The following is a 16226-nucleotide window of genomic DNA, read 5'->3' as shown; positions in this document are numbered from 1 at the left end:
ATAGCTCCCCCCCCCGTGGCCGCTTACAATTTAACCCTAACATGAGGCATGTTTTACTGGTTTTATAGGCCCCTTTGACAAAAATGAATGACAAGAGAAATTAACTTGCAGAATGTGGAAAGTAGGATGGGCAGGTAATCATTTTTAAAACTTGAAAAAAATGAAAATATTTCTTACTTTCAAGGCACGCCTAATTTGGGCTAACACAAATTTAAAAGGAAAAAAAGAATGAGTACATCTAACTTATCTAGTCCAATCATGCAAGCAATTGAACTACCTGCAAAAGCGATCGAGCTGCGAGGACATATTAAAAACTTTGATATTATCAAGGGGAAAGAGAGCTGCGAAAAGCTTTACGAAGCTGCTGTTAAGATTATTCAAAATGAATTAGGTACCAATGAAAAATTTTCGAATAATGTATTTCTTCCTACTGCTATAGTATTATTGGACGCCCTTGCTTTAGATACTATCCAATTTGAAGATGATTTAAAATTATCTCTTAGCAAAACATGCAATCTGTTTATAAACTTTTCTTTTCACAAAACAACCAAAGCTAAAAGAACTATCTATTTTGAAACCTTAGAGCGAATAATTAGCATTTGCAACAAAGTATTAAGAACTCTTCCCTGTAAAAATGATGTTCAAGCCCAAGTTCAGACCCATTTTTCTTTAACATGTTGTAGAGAAATTGCTAAACAAAGCATTAATTTTGATATGAGGCGTTACGGAAATAAAGTTGTAAAAATAGCAGCCAAAGCAGTTGAAATGAATCCTACTGGAGTTGCAGTGCAAGGTGGCGAATTAGTAAATGACTTATACAGAGAAACACCAAAAAGTTGGGTAGGAGCAGTACAATTGATTCATTTATTAGGAATAGAAGCCAGGACTTCGAATAATATTGAGGAGCTTTATCAAACATATCATTCTTTCAAGAAAAGAACAAAAGTTACCCTCTCTTTTATAGAAGCTCTATCCCAAGCCATCCAAAATAGCCCTGATGAGGAATATCTTGTCAGATTAATTGAAAGTGACGATACAGACAAACCTGGGTTAAATTATTTTGCCGGCGCTGCAGAAAAAGGCCCTAGTATTAAGATAAATTGGAAAATCAAGCGTTATGCTTTACAAGTATTAGAGCAACTAGAAAATATTTTAGACAAAAAATCTAAAACACTCTCTGAGCTTTGCAGTCGCTTGCTAACAGCACGATTAAAAGACAGTGAAGAGAAGAATAAAGAGGAGCTACAAGCTGAGAGAAAAGCTTATCAAGAGGTAAAAGCAAAGCATAAACAGTTAAAAACAGGAAAAAAGAAAAAACATCGTGAAAGTGAGGGAGGAAAAGAAAAGCCAGAAGACTTAGCAACCCCTATAAATTTACTAGGTCTGGAACGGAAAATAGAGGCTCATAAAGCTAAGATTCAGGAATTAGAAGCTCAGGATGAAATATTAAGATATCTTAAATCCAAATTAAAAAAAGAAGAGATAAAGGCTTAAGATGAAACCTTTTACCCACTATCAAACAAGAATTAAAGCAAAAATTAGTAAAAAGCTACAATTAGAATGAGTAGCAAAAAAAATTAATGACCTTTAAAGTAAAAGCTTTAAAGCAAGTTTTTTTACAAACCCTTAGGATCTAGCTCGCTCATAGCTTCAATAGCACATTCGAATAGATATTGGGTTGAATCATTTAAAGGCTCCCTCAACATATCCTCAGTAAATTGCTTAAGGATATGTTGAGCCTTTTCTAATTGCTCTAGGTGAGTATAGCAATTAACAAGTAGCTTATAAGCTAGCTTCGATGCTTCTACAGTAAAATTTCCTTCCTGCTCTATTTTTGCTCTAATGTCTTTATCTACTACTTGTATTTCTAATTTCCCGTAATATAATTGACTTTTCTGATTCCTATAACGAAGAGCTTCTAATAAATTTTCAATCGCTTTTGCATAGTTGTTATTTACATAATAAAAATATCCTAGCTCCACATAAGTAACAGAGCTAGGATTTAAATGAGATGCAATGTTTAAATAAATTTCGGCTTTAATCAATTTTTGTTGGATGTGATAATAACAACCTAGATTTTGATAGCTAGGGGAAGCTACCTCTCTATCATAAAAATAAGGCTGATTTGTAAAAAGCTTAAAGCTCTCTTTATATTTTTGCTTAGCTCCTTTTATATTTCCTTCTTGCCAGTCTCGCATGGCGTTTTCTATTAAATTGTGAAATTCATAAAATTTTTCTGTAAAAGTATTGCTTATTTCTTCTAGCAGATAGAAAAAATAAAGTATTTCCAATCCATCAGCTTGGCTTTGTTTATTTTCATCATTTTTAATAAATTCTATAAATTTTAAAAAAATCGTTAGGTGATTCCTTACATCAGTCCATAAAGGAGAATCTTGAACATTTTTTGTTTGGCAAATTGCTTGTTGCTGTTTTATCTGTTCCTCTGCTTCTGCATATTGATTTAAGCGAATAAGAGCTCCTATTAAATTATTTCTCACTGCTGCTATTTGGATTGTAGGGGCTAATTGAAAATTTTCACTAATTTCTATCGCTTCTTTAAAATGTTTTTTTGCGATCAAATCGTCTTTTGCCATGCACCCTAAATTGCTATGGGCAGTAATTAAATCATACCTTGAAGAAAAGGGTTGATTCTGAAAACAGTAGAGTGTCTTTCTAAAATAGACTTCTGCTTTATCGTTTTTTCCTAATTTTATGAAAAGATCGCCTAAATTGTTGTAAATATCTCCTAATAGGTGACTATTAGGACTAGAAGTTGTATAAATTTTTAATGCTTTTTTATATTTCTTTTTACTGAAAGTATACTTTTTTTGATCGCGCAGGGCCACTCCTAAATTAAGATACACTTCAGCTAGCGCAGGATGATCTTTAGGATAAACTTTCTTATAGATTTTTATTGCTTTTTTAAATTGTTTCTCCGCAGAATCATAGTCTCCTAAATCGCGTAAAACAGTTCCTAAATTAACATAAGTAATAGCTAAATTAGGATGGTGTTCAGTATAATGTTTTAACTGTATTTCTAGAGCTTTCTCATAATTTTCTTTAGCTTCGTGGTAATGTTCTAGTTTTTGTAGAGAAAGGCCTAATCCCTCATAAATATTTGCTAAAAGCAATGGTTCAATTTCTATACCTTTTTGCGCCATTAGCAAGATGCTTTGATGAGTCTCTAGTGCTAAATGATAGAATCCTTGTTTTCTTGAGATGATACCTAACGATTCGAAAATAAGCATTACGAAAAAAGGAGGAAAAGCAGTGTCCTTCTCTATTACTTTCAAGATTTGCAAAAGATGATGTAAAGCTTGGAAGTGCTGCTCTAGCTTTATTAGCGAGCAGGCTAATTTATATTTAATAACTAATCTAATAGGTGTATTTCTGTTTACTATATCCTGTAGTGAACAAAACTCCCAATTTTTTTTTGATTCTTCATAGGCACCCTGATAGTAAAAATAGTCACCAGTTGCCTGTTTAAGATTCAAAACCCCATTTTCTTCAACCTCTAGTGCCCTAGCATGATTAGTTATACTTTCTACATGAGGAATTAAAACTAAATCACTTTTGACTTTAGTTAGATCTCTTGCATGATATTTAAAAACTTGGTTAAGAAAACATACATGCTTCCTACATAGCTCTTTTTGCTCTTCTTTCTTTAGCTGGTCTCTTGTCACTAGCTGTACTAAGCTGTGGATATTAATCGCTTCAGCATTGGCTTCAATCATAGAATAGCGTCTAAGTAAATCAATAGTATGATTAATATCTAATAATGGAGTTTCTGACTCGTAGAGCTTAATCACCCAATCTTTAAGCAAGCGACGAGGGATACCCTGTGAACTTAAATAAGCGCAAAACTGCATTAGAGGGTCAACTAAAGAGGAGCTTTCATTAGTTTCCTTTTGTTTTGCTTCTTCTTGCCGAATCTTTTGCATAGACACATGCCATGTCACCTGAACTGTCGCCTGGTAGATATCTGGTGGCACTTCAAATTCCCATAATACCTTATAGTGTTGTTCAAATTTCTCCCTATACTCTTCTATGGAAATGTGGGTTTCCTTGATGTAAAAAGCCGCTTGAGAAACAGCTAAGGGTAAATTTTGTAATAGGTCTGCTAGCTTGCCAGCTTCTTCTTTTTGATCTTCTAGATGAGTAATTTTTAGGATAAGCTCGATAGATTCTTCTCGTTTAAAAACGCCTACTGGAAATACATGGGCATTAGGCCAATTAGGCTTACGAGAAGTGATGAGAAGATGCCCTCCTGATTCAGGCAGCCAACTATTAAGATCGGTGGCATTTTCAGCATCATCAAAAATAAGCAGCCAGCCAGGATTCTCTTTAAGATAGCAATGCACTTTTTTGACTAAGGCTTTGTCTTCCTTTTCTTCTTCTTTAGTTAAAAAGATATGAAGCTTTTCTGCTAAGCTGCTATAAGATTGCAGCAATGCAGCTTCACTTGCAGCATTTAACCACCAAATAAAATTATATTGAGGTGCTGCACGATAAGCATATTGCAGGGCTAGCTGCGTTTTACCTACTCCTCCTAAGCCCACTTGTGCGGCTAACACTAAGGGCTTACCTTGTGTTAATGTTTCCTCTAAAGCCACAAGATCTGCTTCTCGGCCAGTAAAGTACTCATTAGGCGGTGTTAAATTACTCCTAGCCTCCAAGTAGGCTTTGTGCTCTGCCAAGTTTGCAGCTTGCTTAGCAAAGTAAACTTTTAAAGGCCAAGCATTATCGTTTAGCCAATCAGCAGCTTTCTTTAAAGAGCTAGGTACACCACCTAAGGCTAGTCCTATCTTTTCAGCTTCTTCAGCGCTATGTTTGCCTTTTTGATAGGTGGCTTGCAAAAGGTAGTTTTTGCTTTCCTCCCTGCTAAGTAAGCCTACGGGAATTTGATGAATAGCACTATCATGAGCTTTATCGCGCGTAGTAACAATTAATTTACCCTGTTTTTTTCGGGCAAGCTCGATAAGGCCTAACTTTCTTAACAGAGAAATATGGCTAAGTCCATCGATGATGATCAGCCAGTGGCTATGCGTGCCTAGCCACTCTTGCCATTCCATCCCTACTTCCTGGCTAAACTCTTGTAAGCCCTTTTCGATAAACCATTCTCTTTCTCCTCTTAACCACAGGGCTTGACTGCAACTTTTCCTTTGTGCATAAAAGTAAGCTTTAGCGAGTTCTGTTTTACCCGTCGGACAGTAGGCCCCTTCTTCATTCATCAAGCTTACTAGACCAAATTTTTTTAAGCCTTTCTCTAAAGCTTTACTAAAATTAGGACGGCAAAAAAGATTTGTATGAGGCAAAGGAGCTTCTATATAGCTTAAGGCATATTCTTCTAAATAGCTGCCCGCTGGAGGAGCAGGCAATAAAATGACTTTTTTATCCGCAGCTTGTGGGTGATAAAGGGCAAAAAGACCGGGCTGTTCTACTTCATTGGCCAGGCGAATGAGAGCTTGAGACTCAATCTCGCCATGAAGGCCTCCTTGGATCTGATGAGGAGAGATTTCTTCTATCAGCTTTTCTTTCCTATACAAATAGCCTTTTAAGAAGCCACCTTTGATATACAAATAGAGCTTTTCTGCTTGGTTGCCAGTTATCATGCAACCTACGTAAATCTCAGAAACTTGTGGTTTTTCTTCCAGAGAAGTAATCTCCACTCTTTCTGGATGAAGGTCTTTCCATAAATTGGCTTGTTGAATTAACTGCTTCCACTCTTTACATACTAGCCTTGCTCGACACAAATCTACCGACCGCAACTTTGCAAATATCTGTAGGCTAACTTCGGCATAAGGACCCACGTTAGAGTAAGAACTTTTTCTTTTTTCTATTTCCCTAAACTCAGGAAATACAAAAGGAAGAGAAATTGAATTATCTATACCCATTAGCTTGTCTCCTTATTCATTTATATTTTATACTTTCTAGAGGCCTTACTGCATAAATGATAAGAAGTGCGGTAAGTGAGCTTTTTTTTTCATAGCTTGCCTATATTTTTGTTTTTGCAAACTAAATTTTATGGCTCTTAAGCCTTAAAGAATAATCTTACCACATACACTTCTTATCGTTTACGCCACAAGGCCTTTATCGTACCCTTCTAGAATTTAATCAAATTTTAATACCCTGCCCCATGCTTGTTGGGAAACTTTAGGCGACATTTCTCTATGTCTTACTAAAAATTAGCTTTAGATGGTATCTAGATCCCATTTTCTCTTAATAGGGCAGCTTCTAATTCTCTCAACTAAATATTTAATAAGTATACTTGGATTTCCTTGTAAACCTTTGATATTATTTATTTTTTGATAGCATGTAATCTTTTATCCTAAACCTATGCTTGCTAAAATTTTTAAGCATATTTTTTTGAATATTCATAGCCTTATAAAATTTTTATCAGTTTTAAATTTTCCTTTATATTAAATTTTTGTTCGTATGAAATAAAGAAGATCTCTCGAATTGTCATGCAGCATTTTACTCTGCTTATTCCACTAGTCCTCTATATTTTGACTTCAACTCATTAGATTCTCACCTTTAGAAATTAATAATTAATTTAAAATAATATTATATTTGCTAGGCTTTCTATCCTTCAGCTTCTCTTTTAAGCTAAGCAGGGCAGAATATATTTTAAATGGTATAATCTTAAAGCTAGTATAAAAGAATAAAGAGTTAAGTACTTCAAAATACCATGTTGCACACCATATCTTTAGCCTTCTAAGCAAGACTTGAAAACTTCTTATTTAACAAAAATCACTAGAAAGTTAACCTACTAAAAGTAAGAAACTTATCTCTCTTAGCTTAACTATTTGTAATTCGAGAGAAGTTATGCTAAACTAACTCCCTAATTTTCAAAACCAAGGACCTTATTATGAAGGTAGCCATCAGCTCTTTCACCGCTGCCCCTTCTACTCCCTTTTCTTCTTTAGGTTCGAATCCTCCCGCTATTGAAAAACGCTTTCCCACTCCTCAAGCCCAGCAACCTTTTTGGTGTTCCCTAGGCAAAAAGCTATTGAAGACGGTAAGTAGAGAAGAAACTCCTTTGATAAAAGCCATCAACGCTCTTGCAAAACGAACAGATATAATAAAAGAGAGCAGCCAAAAGGTTTCTCTTTTTTTAGAAGCCGTGGATTCTAAGCATTTATTTAGGCTAGAAAAAAAGCTAAGAATCATTATAAAAAACATGTCTGATCTAGAAAGAAAATTGCTTTTAGAAAAAGCATTGAAAACAGATTTTGAGAAAGGTCAACGTTTTCGAGGGAATCAATGCATTCAATGGATGTCTCTTAAGCACTTGCGCTCTTTAATCTCGTTAACATCATGTGAAGGAGAAGAGATTCCTCTAATAGATCAAAAAGCCTTGGATACTCATCTAATAGCTAAACGTGTGGATACGGTTAGGCAAATTATCAAAAAATATGAGGGGGAGGAAGCACGTATGAAACTCCTGCATACCTCTAAACAATTTTTTCTTTTTAGAATCTTTAATAATCTTGTTCGTACACTCATTGTCGCTTTTAATTTATTAGAATTAGGCAAAGAACCCAACACCTATTTTGAAACCAAATATATGTTGGATATTTACTGGAGGCTTCTTGAAATTCCTCTTCATATTATCAAATTTGTTCTTCATCTAATCGTTAATCCCTTTATCTCTGTAGCAGTTATTGCCGGGGGCACGGTAGCAAGTGGAATTGCCAGTCTCTTTTTTAAACGATGGCTAAATAGATGTCCCAATCAGCTTCCCTATTGCATAAATTTAACTCAACAAATTAAAAATGGCTTTATCAAACCTATCTATGGCAGAGAGCAAGAACTGGATGAAATCATTCAAGCTTTAGCCTGCAACAATGAAACAGGCCGTAAACATCCATTGCTTATTGGTAAATCAGGGATTGGAAAAACCGAGCTTATGAAAGGCTTAGGCTGGCGGTTAGCTACTGGAGAAGTTCCTCCCGTTCTTAAAAATAAAAAACTTTTTTACGTAAATAGTGGTGAATTAGCTCGCAATGGAAATCTATTCGATTTTAAATCTCCGCTGAAGCAGCTTATAGACAAGATTGGAGAACATAGAAAAGATATCATTCTTGTGTTTGAAGAAGCTCATAACTTAAGTGATATTTCAGGCCAGCGCTTTAATAGCGTGATAGACACTTCCCCCGACAGTTTATTTTATGTAGTTGGAATTACTACCCCTGAAGAATATGAAGCAAAAATTGAAACGACAACTTTAGACAGACGTTTTAAGAAAATACCTATTCAGGAAGCTTCATTAGAGCAGACCCGCACTATTCTAAGACATATGAACCGCCAAGAGGCTAAAGATATCAGAATTTCTAAAAAGGTTTTAAATCATATCTATGAACAAACGAGCTCTAAGATTGTTAAACGCCATCAACCTGACAAATCGATTTTCGTGCTATCCGAAGGCATAAAAACTGTGCGCTCTTTACAAGAAGGGGGTAGCTTTAAAGATAAATTAAACCAGCTAATGGCTAAAAAAGAAGATTTAGCTTCTAAACTTTCTCAAAAAAAATTGCATGGACTTTCTTTACAATCTCCTCATCTTCGTAAAATCTCTCTTGATTTGCAAACAATTGAAAGAAAAATTGAAACATGCCTTAAAAAGATAGAGTTAAAACAGAAAGCTTTTCAGACTTTTTTAGATCTAAAAAAACAACAAGAGTGGCATGAAAAATGGTTTTATAATACGAGCGAAGTCCTAGTAGATCAAGCCACCAAAGGAGAAAAAACTCCTAAAATTTTAGAAAAATTATACCTTTTTAATGCCTATTTTTTACTTCCGCAACTTGATCGGCATCTTTCTAATTTTGTCGCTAAGCATCAAATTGAAGGGGAAGTAACTAAAGAAATAATTACTACAATTGTCGATCGTCTAGCTAAACAAGAAAAGATTGAGCCTGCAAAGGTTTCTTAAAAGATCGAAAGCATGTGCATTAATAAAAAGACTTTAAAAGCTAATTACTTAAAGATAAAAAAGATTTTTATAAAAGAGCTTGTCTTGATTATTAATAATATGCTTTTAAAAAACTTAGCCTGCATACCCAACCCTCTAAAAGATGTCTCTCTGCTTAATGAAAGGGATTTTATGAAGTATAGGAGTACATGAGGAGTAGCTCAAAAGCGTATAAACCAAAGGTTGGATATTTAATGAAAGAAAAATGTATGAAGAGAACTTATCCTTATCTTTCGAGCTCTTCTTCTTGAAAATATTTTAAACTTGGCCGGGCCCCTCTTTAAAAACCCAGAGAAATTTAAGAAAAAATTTCCTCTTTTAAAATAAATATCTTCAGAACCACTTAAGACTTTATTCTTTCCTATAAAATGCCACCACTAAAATTGCCTACAATTTAAAGAAGTAATAAAATGAGCCCTAGCTCCACTGCTCTTGAACACCTGCCTAATGAAATACTCACCCTTATTTTAAGGGGTTGCGCTAGCCCTTCTTTAGCTAGCGTTTGCATAAAATGGCATCATCTACTAGCTACCGAGGTAATGCCCTCTCTTTATAAGCAAATAGGTAAAATTCATTTTCCTGAAGGGAATGCTATTGAACAAGCTCGTATTTTAGATAAACTTTATAAACTAGAAACTAAGCTCTCTAAGCTAGAAAAGATAAATAAAATCTTTAAAAAGCTCTTTACTCAGGTTAGCACTCTTTCTCCTTTAGATTTCAAAGGAATAACAGAGAAAAAGCAACATTTTACTTTGGCTAATTACTTCTCTTATCTCATAAATGTTAATCGCCTCTTAATATGGAAAAGACTTGAAGGAGGAATGGAATACTTAAACCAAGAGAAAATTAAACATTTGCCTTTAGCAAAAAAAGGAGAGCTTTTTAGAGAATGGATTGAAAGGTATAGCAAAAATATTACTCTATTAAATCTAGAAAGAAGTGGCTTAACTTTCTTACCTTTAGAAATAGGACAGCTATCCAAGCTGCAGTATCTTTTCCTACAGAATAACCAGCTTACCTTTCTTCCTGCTGAGATAGGACTGTTGCCTCAGCTACAGGAGCTCGACTTAAGCAACAACCAGCTTACCATAATCCCTGCAAAGATAGGTCAGCTAACACAACTGCAACTCCTTGGCTTAAGCAACAACCAGCTCACCACTCTTCCTGCCGAAATAGGACAACTTTCTCAGCTATGGAGCCTTGACTTAACCAACAATCAGATCCTCACTTTTCCCAGCGCAATAGGAAGATTAAGTCAGTTACAAAAGCTTTACTTAAATAACAACCAACTTACCTCCCTTCCTAAAGAAATAGGGCATCTGATTCAGCTAAGAAGCCTTTACTTAAATAGTAACCAGCTTACTACTCTACCTGCTGAGATAGGAGAATTTGTCGAACTTGAAGAGCTTTACTTAAATGACAACCACCTTACCTCCCTACCAGCAGAGATAAGGCAGTTATCACACCTGCAAACGCTATGCTTAGACAGAAATCAGCTAACTTTCCTTCCTGCAAAGATAGAGCAACTTTCTCAGCTGCAAACGCTTTCCGTGAATAATAACCAACTGACCACTCTTCCTACAGAAATAGGAGACCTGCATCAGTTAAAAAGCATTTATTTAAACAGAAACCAGCTAACTTCTCTTCCTTTAGAAATTAGCCACTCTTCTCAGCTGCGAACGCTTTCTTTAAATAACAACCAGCTTACCACCCTTCCCGTAGAGATAGGGCAACTTTCTCACCTGCAAATACTCTACTTAAACAATAACCAACTTACCTCCCTTTCCCCCACCCTAGGAGAGTTATTTTCATTGGAATACCTAGAGCTAAATTATAACCAGCTCACTGCCCTTCCTATAGAAATAGGGCAGCTTTCTCAGCTGCGAACGCTTTCCTTAAATAACAACCAGCTTACTACTCTTCCTGCAGAAATAGGGCAAATATTCCAGCTAGAAGACCTTAACTTAGAACACAATCAGCTAACCTCCCTTCCTATAGAGATCACGCGGTTATCTAAATGGTTAGCTCTTAATTTGGATGAAAATCTACTTCAGGATATTTCGGAGGAAATAAAACAGCATTTTAATTTGTAGCTGCCAGGGCTTGTTTCTTTATTACTTAATATGTTAAAGACATGCATAGCTGTTTAGAAAAACATAAAAGAGAGATAGCCTTTAGCTTACTATAAAGCCATTGAGCCCGTATAGGAGATAAGTTAACTTTAGATCCAAGTTACTCAGTACTTTACTAAAACCAACTCTACTTTTTAAGCAGGTAAGGTTTTACTGAAGGTACTCTTCAACAAGCAAAAAAAATTTTTATTATTAGAGCTCGCTTTTTCCGCTATGGATTTTCCAATGTCGTTAGCAAAAAAAGCCTCTTGCATGCTAAAGTCAAACCTTTAAAGAATTCAAAGTAGGAACTATGACATCTGCTCAAGCACAAAAAGATTATGAAGCCTTGCATGAAAAATCCCATTATAGTCGAATTTTAAGTGGAATAACGTCTATATTAGACTGGGATCAAGAGACTTATATGCCTCACGCCGCCTCCGCTATTCGCTCTGAGCAGCTAAAAGTGCTGGCAGGAATTATTCACAAGTCCAAGACCTCTCCTGCATTTGCCAAATCTCTTGCAAAGCTTATCGAGCTCAATACAGGTAAAATAATTGCTAAAGGATTAAGTGCTCAGCAAAAAGCTGCTTTGCAAGTTTGGAGAAGAGACTACCAACAAGAAAAATGTCTTAGTGCCAATTTTGTAGAAGAGTTTACTGCTACTACGTCTCAAGCCATCATGGCCTGGCGTACCGCTAAACAGCAAAACAATTTTTCTATTTTAGCCCCCTATTTAGAAAAAATCATTTACATGAATCGCAAAAAAGCAGATTTACTAGGCTATCAAGATCACCCTTATGATGCCTTACTAGACCTTTACGAACCTCACACTTCTACCGCGGAAGTTTCCACTCTCTTTGCAAATTTACAGCCCCCCATCACAAATCTTTTAAAAAAAATCAGCTCTTCTAAAAAGATAGACAATAGTTTTCTATTTGGAAACTTTGATCCCAAAAAACAGCTAGAATTTGGACAGCAGTTGATGAACGCTATAGGCTATGATCAGACTAGAGGGCGGCTTGATATATCCTCTCATCCCTTCTCTTCTGCCAGCCATCCTACTGATAGTCGGATCACCACTCGCCTTCACCCTCATTCATTAATGAGCAGCATTTCGGCTATTATGCACGAAGCGGGTCATGGATTATATGAAATGGGATTGCTTCCAGAACATTATGGAAGCCCGTTAGGAGAAGCTGTTTCTTTAGGGTTACATGAAAGCCAATCGAGATGGTGGGAAACTCGCATTGGACAAAGCAAAGCTTTTTGGAAGCATTTCTTTCCTTTATTACAAAAAAATTTTCCTCACCAATTAGAAAAAATTCCAATAGCTTCATTTTATAAAGCAATTAATAAGGTGGAACCCTCATTGATTCGTGTGGAAGCTGATGAAGTTACCTATAGCTTACATATCATTTTGCGCTTTGAGCTAGAAAAAGCACTCATTGAAGGCTCTTTATCAGTCGATGAAATACCTGAGGCATGGAATGCTAAGATGCAAGAGCTCTTGAATTTAACGCCCTCCAATCCTGCCGAAGGATGCCTTCAAGATATTCATTGGTCAACAGGTTCTTTCGGCTATTTCCCTACCTATACCTTAGGTAATCTATTTGCCTCTCATCTTTTTTCCGCTTTTGAAAAACAACATCCTGATTGGCAAGAACAGGTGTCTAAAGGAGACTTACTATTTATAAAAGAATGGCTTAATTTGCATGTTCATCGTTATGGCAGGCAATATGATAGCAAGAAGTTGCTAAAGCTTGTAACAAAAAAAGAGTTTAACGAGAAGGCTTATATTGAGTATTTGTACGATAAATATAAAAGCATTTATAATTTCACAGATCTATAAAGTCGATTTTAGCAAATCTTCACAAGCGATTTTACTAAAACTTATGCTTCTCATAGGCTCACTTGGAAGCTATTTTATGATTCACTTTTTAGTGTCTAAAAGAGAAGATGAGAAGGAACATCAAATAGCCTAGGAGACCACTATAAAAAAGTTAAAGATCTACAGATAACCTTAAAGACAGGATGCCATGAATCCAATCTTTTCTAGCCCGATTGAAAGGCTTCCTAATGAAGTACTAATTCCTATTTTAGGGCATTGTGCTACACCCTCTTTGTTTAGTGTTTGTAGACGCTGGCAACATCTTTTAACGACTGAAGTCATGCCTTCTTTATACCAAGGAATAATTAAGCTTCATTTTCCTTCAAGTTCAAGATATGATAGCATCCCCACTTGTATTCTCAATAAGCTTTACCAAATAGAAGAAAATCTTCCTGTAGTAAAAAAGGTAAGCACAATTTTTCATCAAGTTTTTATCTTAGCTGCCTCTCTCTCCCCTTTCGAGTTTAAAGAGAAAACTGAAGAAAAAAAAGCTTTCACTTTAAGTAATTATTTTTCTTATCTCTTAAATATTAATCGTCTTTTAATTTGGAAAGAAATCCCTGGTGGAGAGGAATTCTTAAACCAAGAAAAAGTCAAGCAGTTACCTCTAGAAGAAAAAGCAGAGCTTTTTAGAAGATGGATTAAAAATCATAAAAAAAATATTAAGCATTTAGATTTAAATCTCAGTGGATTGACCTATTTACCTCCCGACATAGGACAGCTGTCTCAGCTTCATATCCTTTACTTAAGCGAAAACCAACTGACCACTCTCCCGGCCGAGATCAGCAAGCTATTTGAACTCCAAAATCTTAACTTAAGCAGCAATCGTCTCAACACCCTTCCTGCTGGTTTAGGACAGTTATCTCACCTGAAATGGCTTAACTTAAATGATAACAAGCTTACCTCTCTTCCACCGGAGATAACACAGCTCTCTTGCCTACAGTGGCTTTGCCTAAACAGCAATCAATTAACTTCTCTTTCAATTAAGCTAGAACAGCTGCCCCAGCTGCACACTCTTTATTTAATGGACAACCAGCTAAACACACTTCCTCAATCAATAGGTCAGCTCTCTCAGCTGCAATGGCTTGATTTGGAGAGAAATGATTTCGCCTTTCTTCCGCCTGAGATAGAGCAACTCTCAAATCTACAGGATTTAAATATAAGCAATAACAAACTTACTTTCCTTTCTTCCAAAATCGGTCAGCTTGCTCAACTACGCTGGCTTCGCTTAAACAATAACCAACTCACACTCCTTCCTTCAGAAATAGGTCGTCTCTCTCAGCTATACACCCTTTATTTAAGCCACAATCAGCTCACTTCTCTGCCGGAAGAAATAGGTCAACTTTCTAAGTTAGAAGAGCTCTACTTAGACAATAATCAACTTACCTGCCTTCCTATTTCCCTAGGTAAACTAACTCAGCTACAGATCCTCTATTTAAATGACAACCACCTGGAGGGCCTTCCGGAAGAGATAGGTCAGCTCCCTCAGCTACAAGAGCTTTACTTAGACAATAACCCCCTTACCCTTCTTCCGTCCTCAATAAGTAGCCTACTACCTCAGCTGCGAAACTTTAAGATAAGCGAAAACTTATTAAAATGTGTTCCAAAGGAATAAAACAGCATTTTCAACTTTAAAGAGATAAAAACGGTCTCCATTTAACTAAAATCTCTTCCCCTTAAAGTAAAGAGGATTTAAGCCAGCCCTATCTTGGTTATTACCTCTAATAGATGAGGAGGAAAGTTTTTTTAAACCCATGCTTTAAGCGATTAATTGTAGTTTAAGAAAATCAAAGTTAAAAATAAGAGCGAGAGAAAATTTTAAAATCAAAAGGTAAAGCTTGCTAGCAGGTATCGATGGCTCCCCTCTTTAGCAAAGCAGCTTTTTTTTGAATCTAATAAAATCCCTCTCCATAAAAAGGTGTCTCCCCACTTAAATTTAGAATCGCTGATTTTCAAATATTTAACTTGCACAAATAACTTTCTATCAGCTATAAGATACCCTTCAGATTTTAAGGAAGAGTGGCAGAGTGGCCGATTGCGTCTGTCTTGAAAACAGAAGGCCCTTCACGGGGTCCGTGGGTTCGAATCCTACCTCTTCCGACCTTGAAATGATCAAGCAAGTATTATAAAGCTTATCAAAGAGCTCACACAGTGCTATGATCGCCTTTTTATCTTTCAATTCCAAGTTCGAAAATAATACCTTTTAAAGAAATTGCATCTGCATAACCAAAAAAGAAATTAGCCTTTTCCCAGGCTGCTTCTATCCGTAAAAACAAGCTTTTTATTAAGCATATGATTACATAAAGAGTGGCTCAAAAGCGTATAAGGATAGCTTAAAACCTCTCTTTTGCCTTATTAATCCAGCATAACATCCGTTTAATCCTTGATAAATAGATCCAACAATTCTCTCTATGGGGATTTAAGCTACGGACTTTAGAATTTCTTTAATAATGTGTAAAAGGATAAGGGTAAAGCATCCTCTTATGCAATCTTAGGAGTACAACTAAACGCTTCAGAAAAGAGATAAAAAACGCACATAAAAGAATTTATTTACATCATCATCCAGATAAGGATCCAAAAAGATCCGATAAAAGTGAGTCGGATTACACAATTAGAAAAAAAAGTGAGAGGAAAAATTTAAAGAAGTTTCGCGGACATTTGCAACTTTAACAAGAGTTGGACTTAGCTTACCTAAGAGGTCATTGAAAATCCGCATTAATTTTTGTAGCTTCTTCAAGAATTGCCAATATTTCTGTAGCACAATAAATTTTATCGCGTCTAGTACTGTTGATCTGTTTGATAATTTTCGCTTCCTCAAGCTTTTGTATACCCCTTTGGGCTGTACTATAAGCGATTTTAAGTTCTTCTGCTATTCTGCTCGTGATAAGATAGGGGTTTACTGCAAGGTGTTCTACAATCAGTACAGGAACATTAGCTGTGCTTCTTGCCACCTGCATTTTCCATTTATTCAACAAGTCATTGATTCTCTCTACCCGCAACAACACATCTTCAGTTTGTACCGCGATGCCATTCAAAAAATAAATCAACCATTCATGCCATGTACCTTTAGCACTCACGTTATAAAGCTGCTTGTAGTACTCATCACGTGTAGCTTCAAAAAAGGCACTTAAGTACAAGATCGGTGTTGGCAACATTTTTTGCTCAATCAACAATAGACCTCTTTCGAAACTGGAATTAAATGTAAATTTTAGTAAAATGGTGACTCAACATTTAAAGGAGGCACCATGAA

At 35.9% G+C, this 16226-nt stretch carries 7 protein-coding genes and 1 tRNA gene; 6 read left to right on the top strand and 2 right to left on the bottom strand.

Annotated elements, in window-relative coordinates; all coding sequences use genetic code 11:
- The first annotated feature begins 228 nt into the window (after nucleotides 1–228).
- Entirely contained in the window at nucleotides 229–1494 is a 1266-nt protein-coding gene (locus NEOC95_RS00555; protein ID WP_213150978.1) for a hypothetical protein, read from the top strand.
- 122 nt (nucleotides 1495–1616) lie between these two features.
- On the opposite strand, the gene fxsT is transcribed toward NEOC95_RS00555, so the two are convergent.
- Nucleotides 1617–5894: an FxSxx-COOH system tetratricopeptide repeat protein gene (fxsT, locus tag NEOC95_RS00550; protein WP_213150977.1), complete on the bottom strand. Its 4278-nt coding sequence runs from the start codon at nucleotides 5892–5894 to the stop codon at nucleotides 1617–1619.
- A 974-nt stretch (nucleotides 5895–6868) separates the two neighbouring features.
- Here fxsT and NEOC95_RS00545 point away from each other — a divergent pair.
- From NEOC95_RS00545 to NEOC95_RS00525, 5 genes are all read left to right on the top strand, one after another.
- The gene (locus NEOC95_RS00545; protein ID WP_213150976.1) at nucleotides 6869–8935 is read left to right on the top strand and encodes an ATP-dependent Clp protease ATP-binding subunit; all 2067 of its coding nucleotides are present in this window, start codon (nucleotides 6869–6871) and stop codon (nucleotides 8933–8935) included.
- Nucleotides 8936–9384: 449 nt separating this feature from the next.
- Nucleotides 9385–11067, top strand: a complete 1683-nt coding sequence (locus NEOC95_RS00540) for a leucine-rich repeat domain-containing protein (protein WP_213150974.1) — start codon at nucleotides 9385–9387, stop codon at nucleotides 11065–11067.
- Between the two features lie 331 nt (nucleotides 11068–11398).
- Nucleotides 11399–12937 carry a carboxypeptidase M32 gene (locus NEOC95_RS00535; protein ID WP_213150972.1) on the top strand — a complete coding sequence of 513 codons (1539 nt, stop codon included), beginning with the start codon at nucleotides 11399–11401 and terminating at the stop codon, nucleotides 12935–12937.
- Nucleotides 12938–13124: 187 nt separating this feature from the next.
- Nucleotides 13125–14591, top strand: a complete 1467-nt coding sequence (locus tag NEOC95_RS00530) for a leucine-rich repeat domain-containing protein (RefSeq protein WP_213150970.1) — start codon at nucleotides 13125–13127, stop codon at nucleotides 14589–14591.
- A gap of 398 nt (nucleotides 14592–14989) precedes the next feature.
- A tRNA-Ser gene (locus tag NEOC95_RS00525) sits at nucleotides 14990–15076 on the top strand.
- Nucleotides 15077–15675: 599 nt separating this feature from the next.
- Here the strand turns inward: NEOC95_RS00525 and NEOC95_RS00520 are convergent.
- Nucleotides 15676–16131 carry a Fic family protein gene (locus tag NEOC95_RS00520; RefSeq protein WP_213150969.1) on the bottom strand — a complete coding sequence of 152 codons (456 nt, stop codon included), beginning with the start codon at nucleotides 16129–16131 and terminating at the stop codon, nucleotides 15676–15678.
- Nucleotides 16132–16226 lie beyond the last annotated feature (95 nt).

The organism is Neochlamydia sp. AcF95 (genome assembly GCF_018342455.1).
Taxonomy (GTDB): Bacteria; Chlamydiota; Chlamydiia; order Chlamydiales; family Parachlamydiaceae; genus Neochlamydia.
Note: the sequence above shows the minus strand (reverse complement) of the source record. Positions and strands in the feature narration are given on the sequence as shown.

Coding starts and splice junctions, on each gene's coding strand:
- fxsT (WP_213150977.1), bottom strand. CDS start 5,894: ATGGGTATAGATAATTCAATTTCTCTTCCTTTTGTATTTCCTGAGTTT.
- NEOC95_RS00555 (WP_213150978.1), top strand. CDS start 229: ATGAGTACATCTAACTTATCTAGTCCAATCATGCAAGCAATTGAACTA.
- NEOC95_RS00535 (WP_213150972.1), top strand. CDS start 11,399: ATGACATCTGCTCAAGCACAAAAAGATTATGAAGCCTTGCATGAAAAA.
- NEOC95_RS00520 (WP_213150969.1), bottom strand. CDS start 16,131: ATGTTGCCAACACCGATCTTGTACTTAAGTGCCTTTTTTGAAGCTACA.
- NEOC95_RS00545 (WP_213150976.1), top strand. CDS start 6,869: ATGAAGGTAGCCATCAGCTCTTTCACCGCTGCCCCTTCTACTCCCTTT.
- NEOC95_RS00540 (WP_213150974.1), top strand. CDS start 9,385: ATGAGCCCTAGCTCCACTGCTCTTGAACACCTGCCTAATGAAATACTC.
- NEOC95_RS00530 (WP_213150970.1), top strand. CDS start 13,125: ATGAATCCAATCTTTTCTAGCCCGATTGAAAGGCTTCCTAATGAAGTA.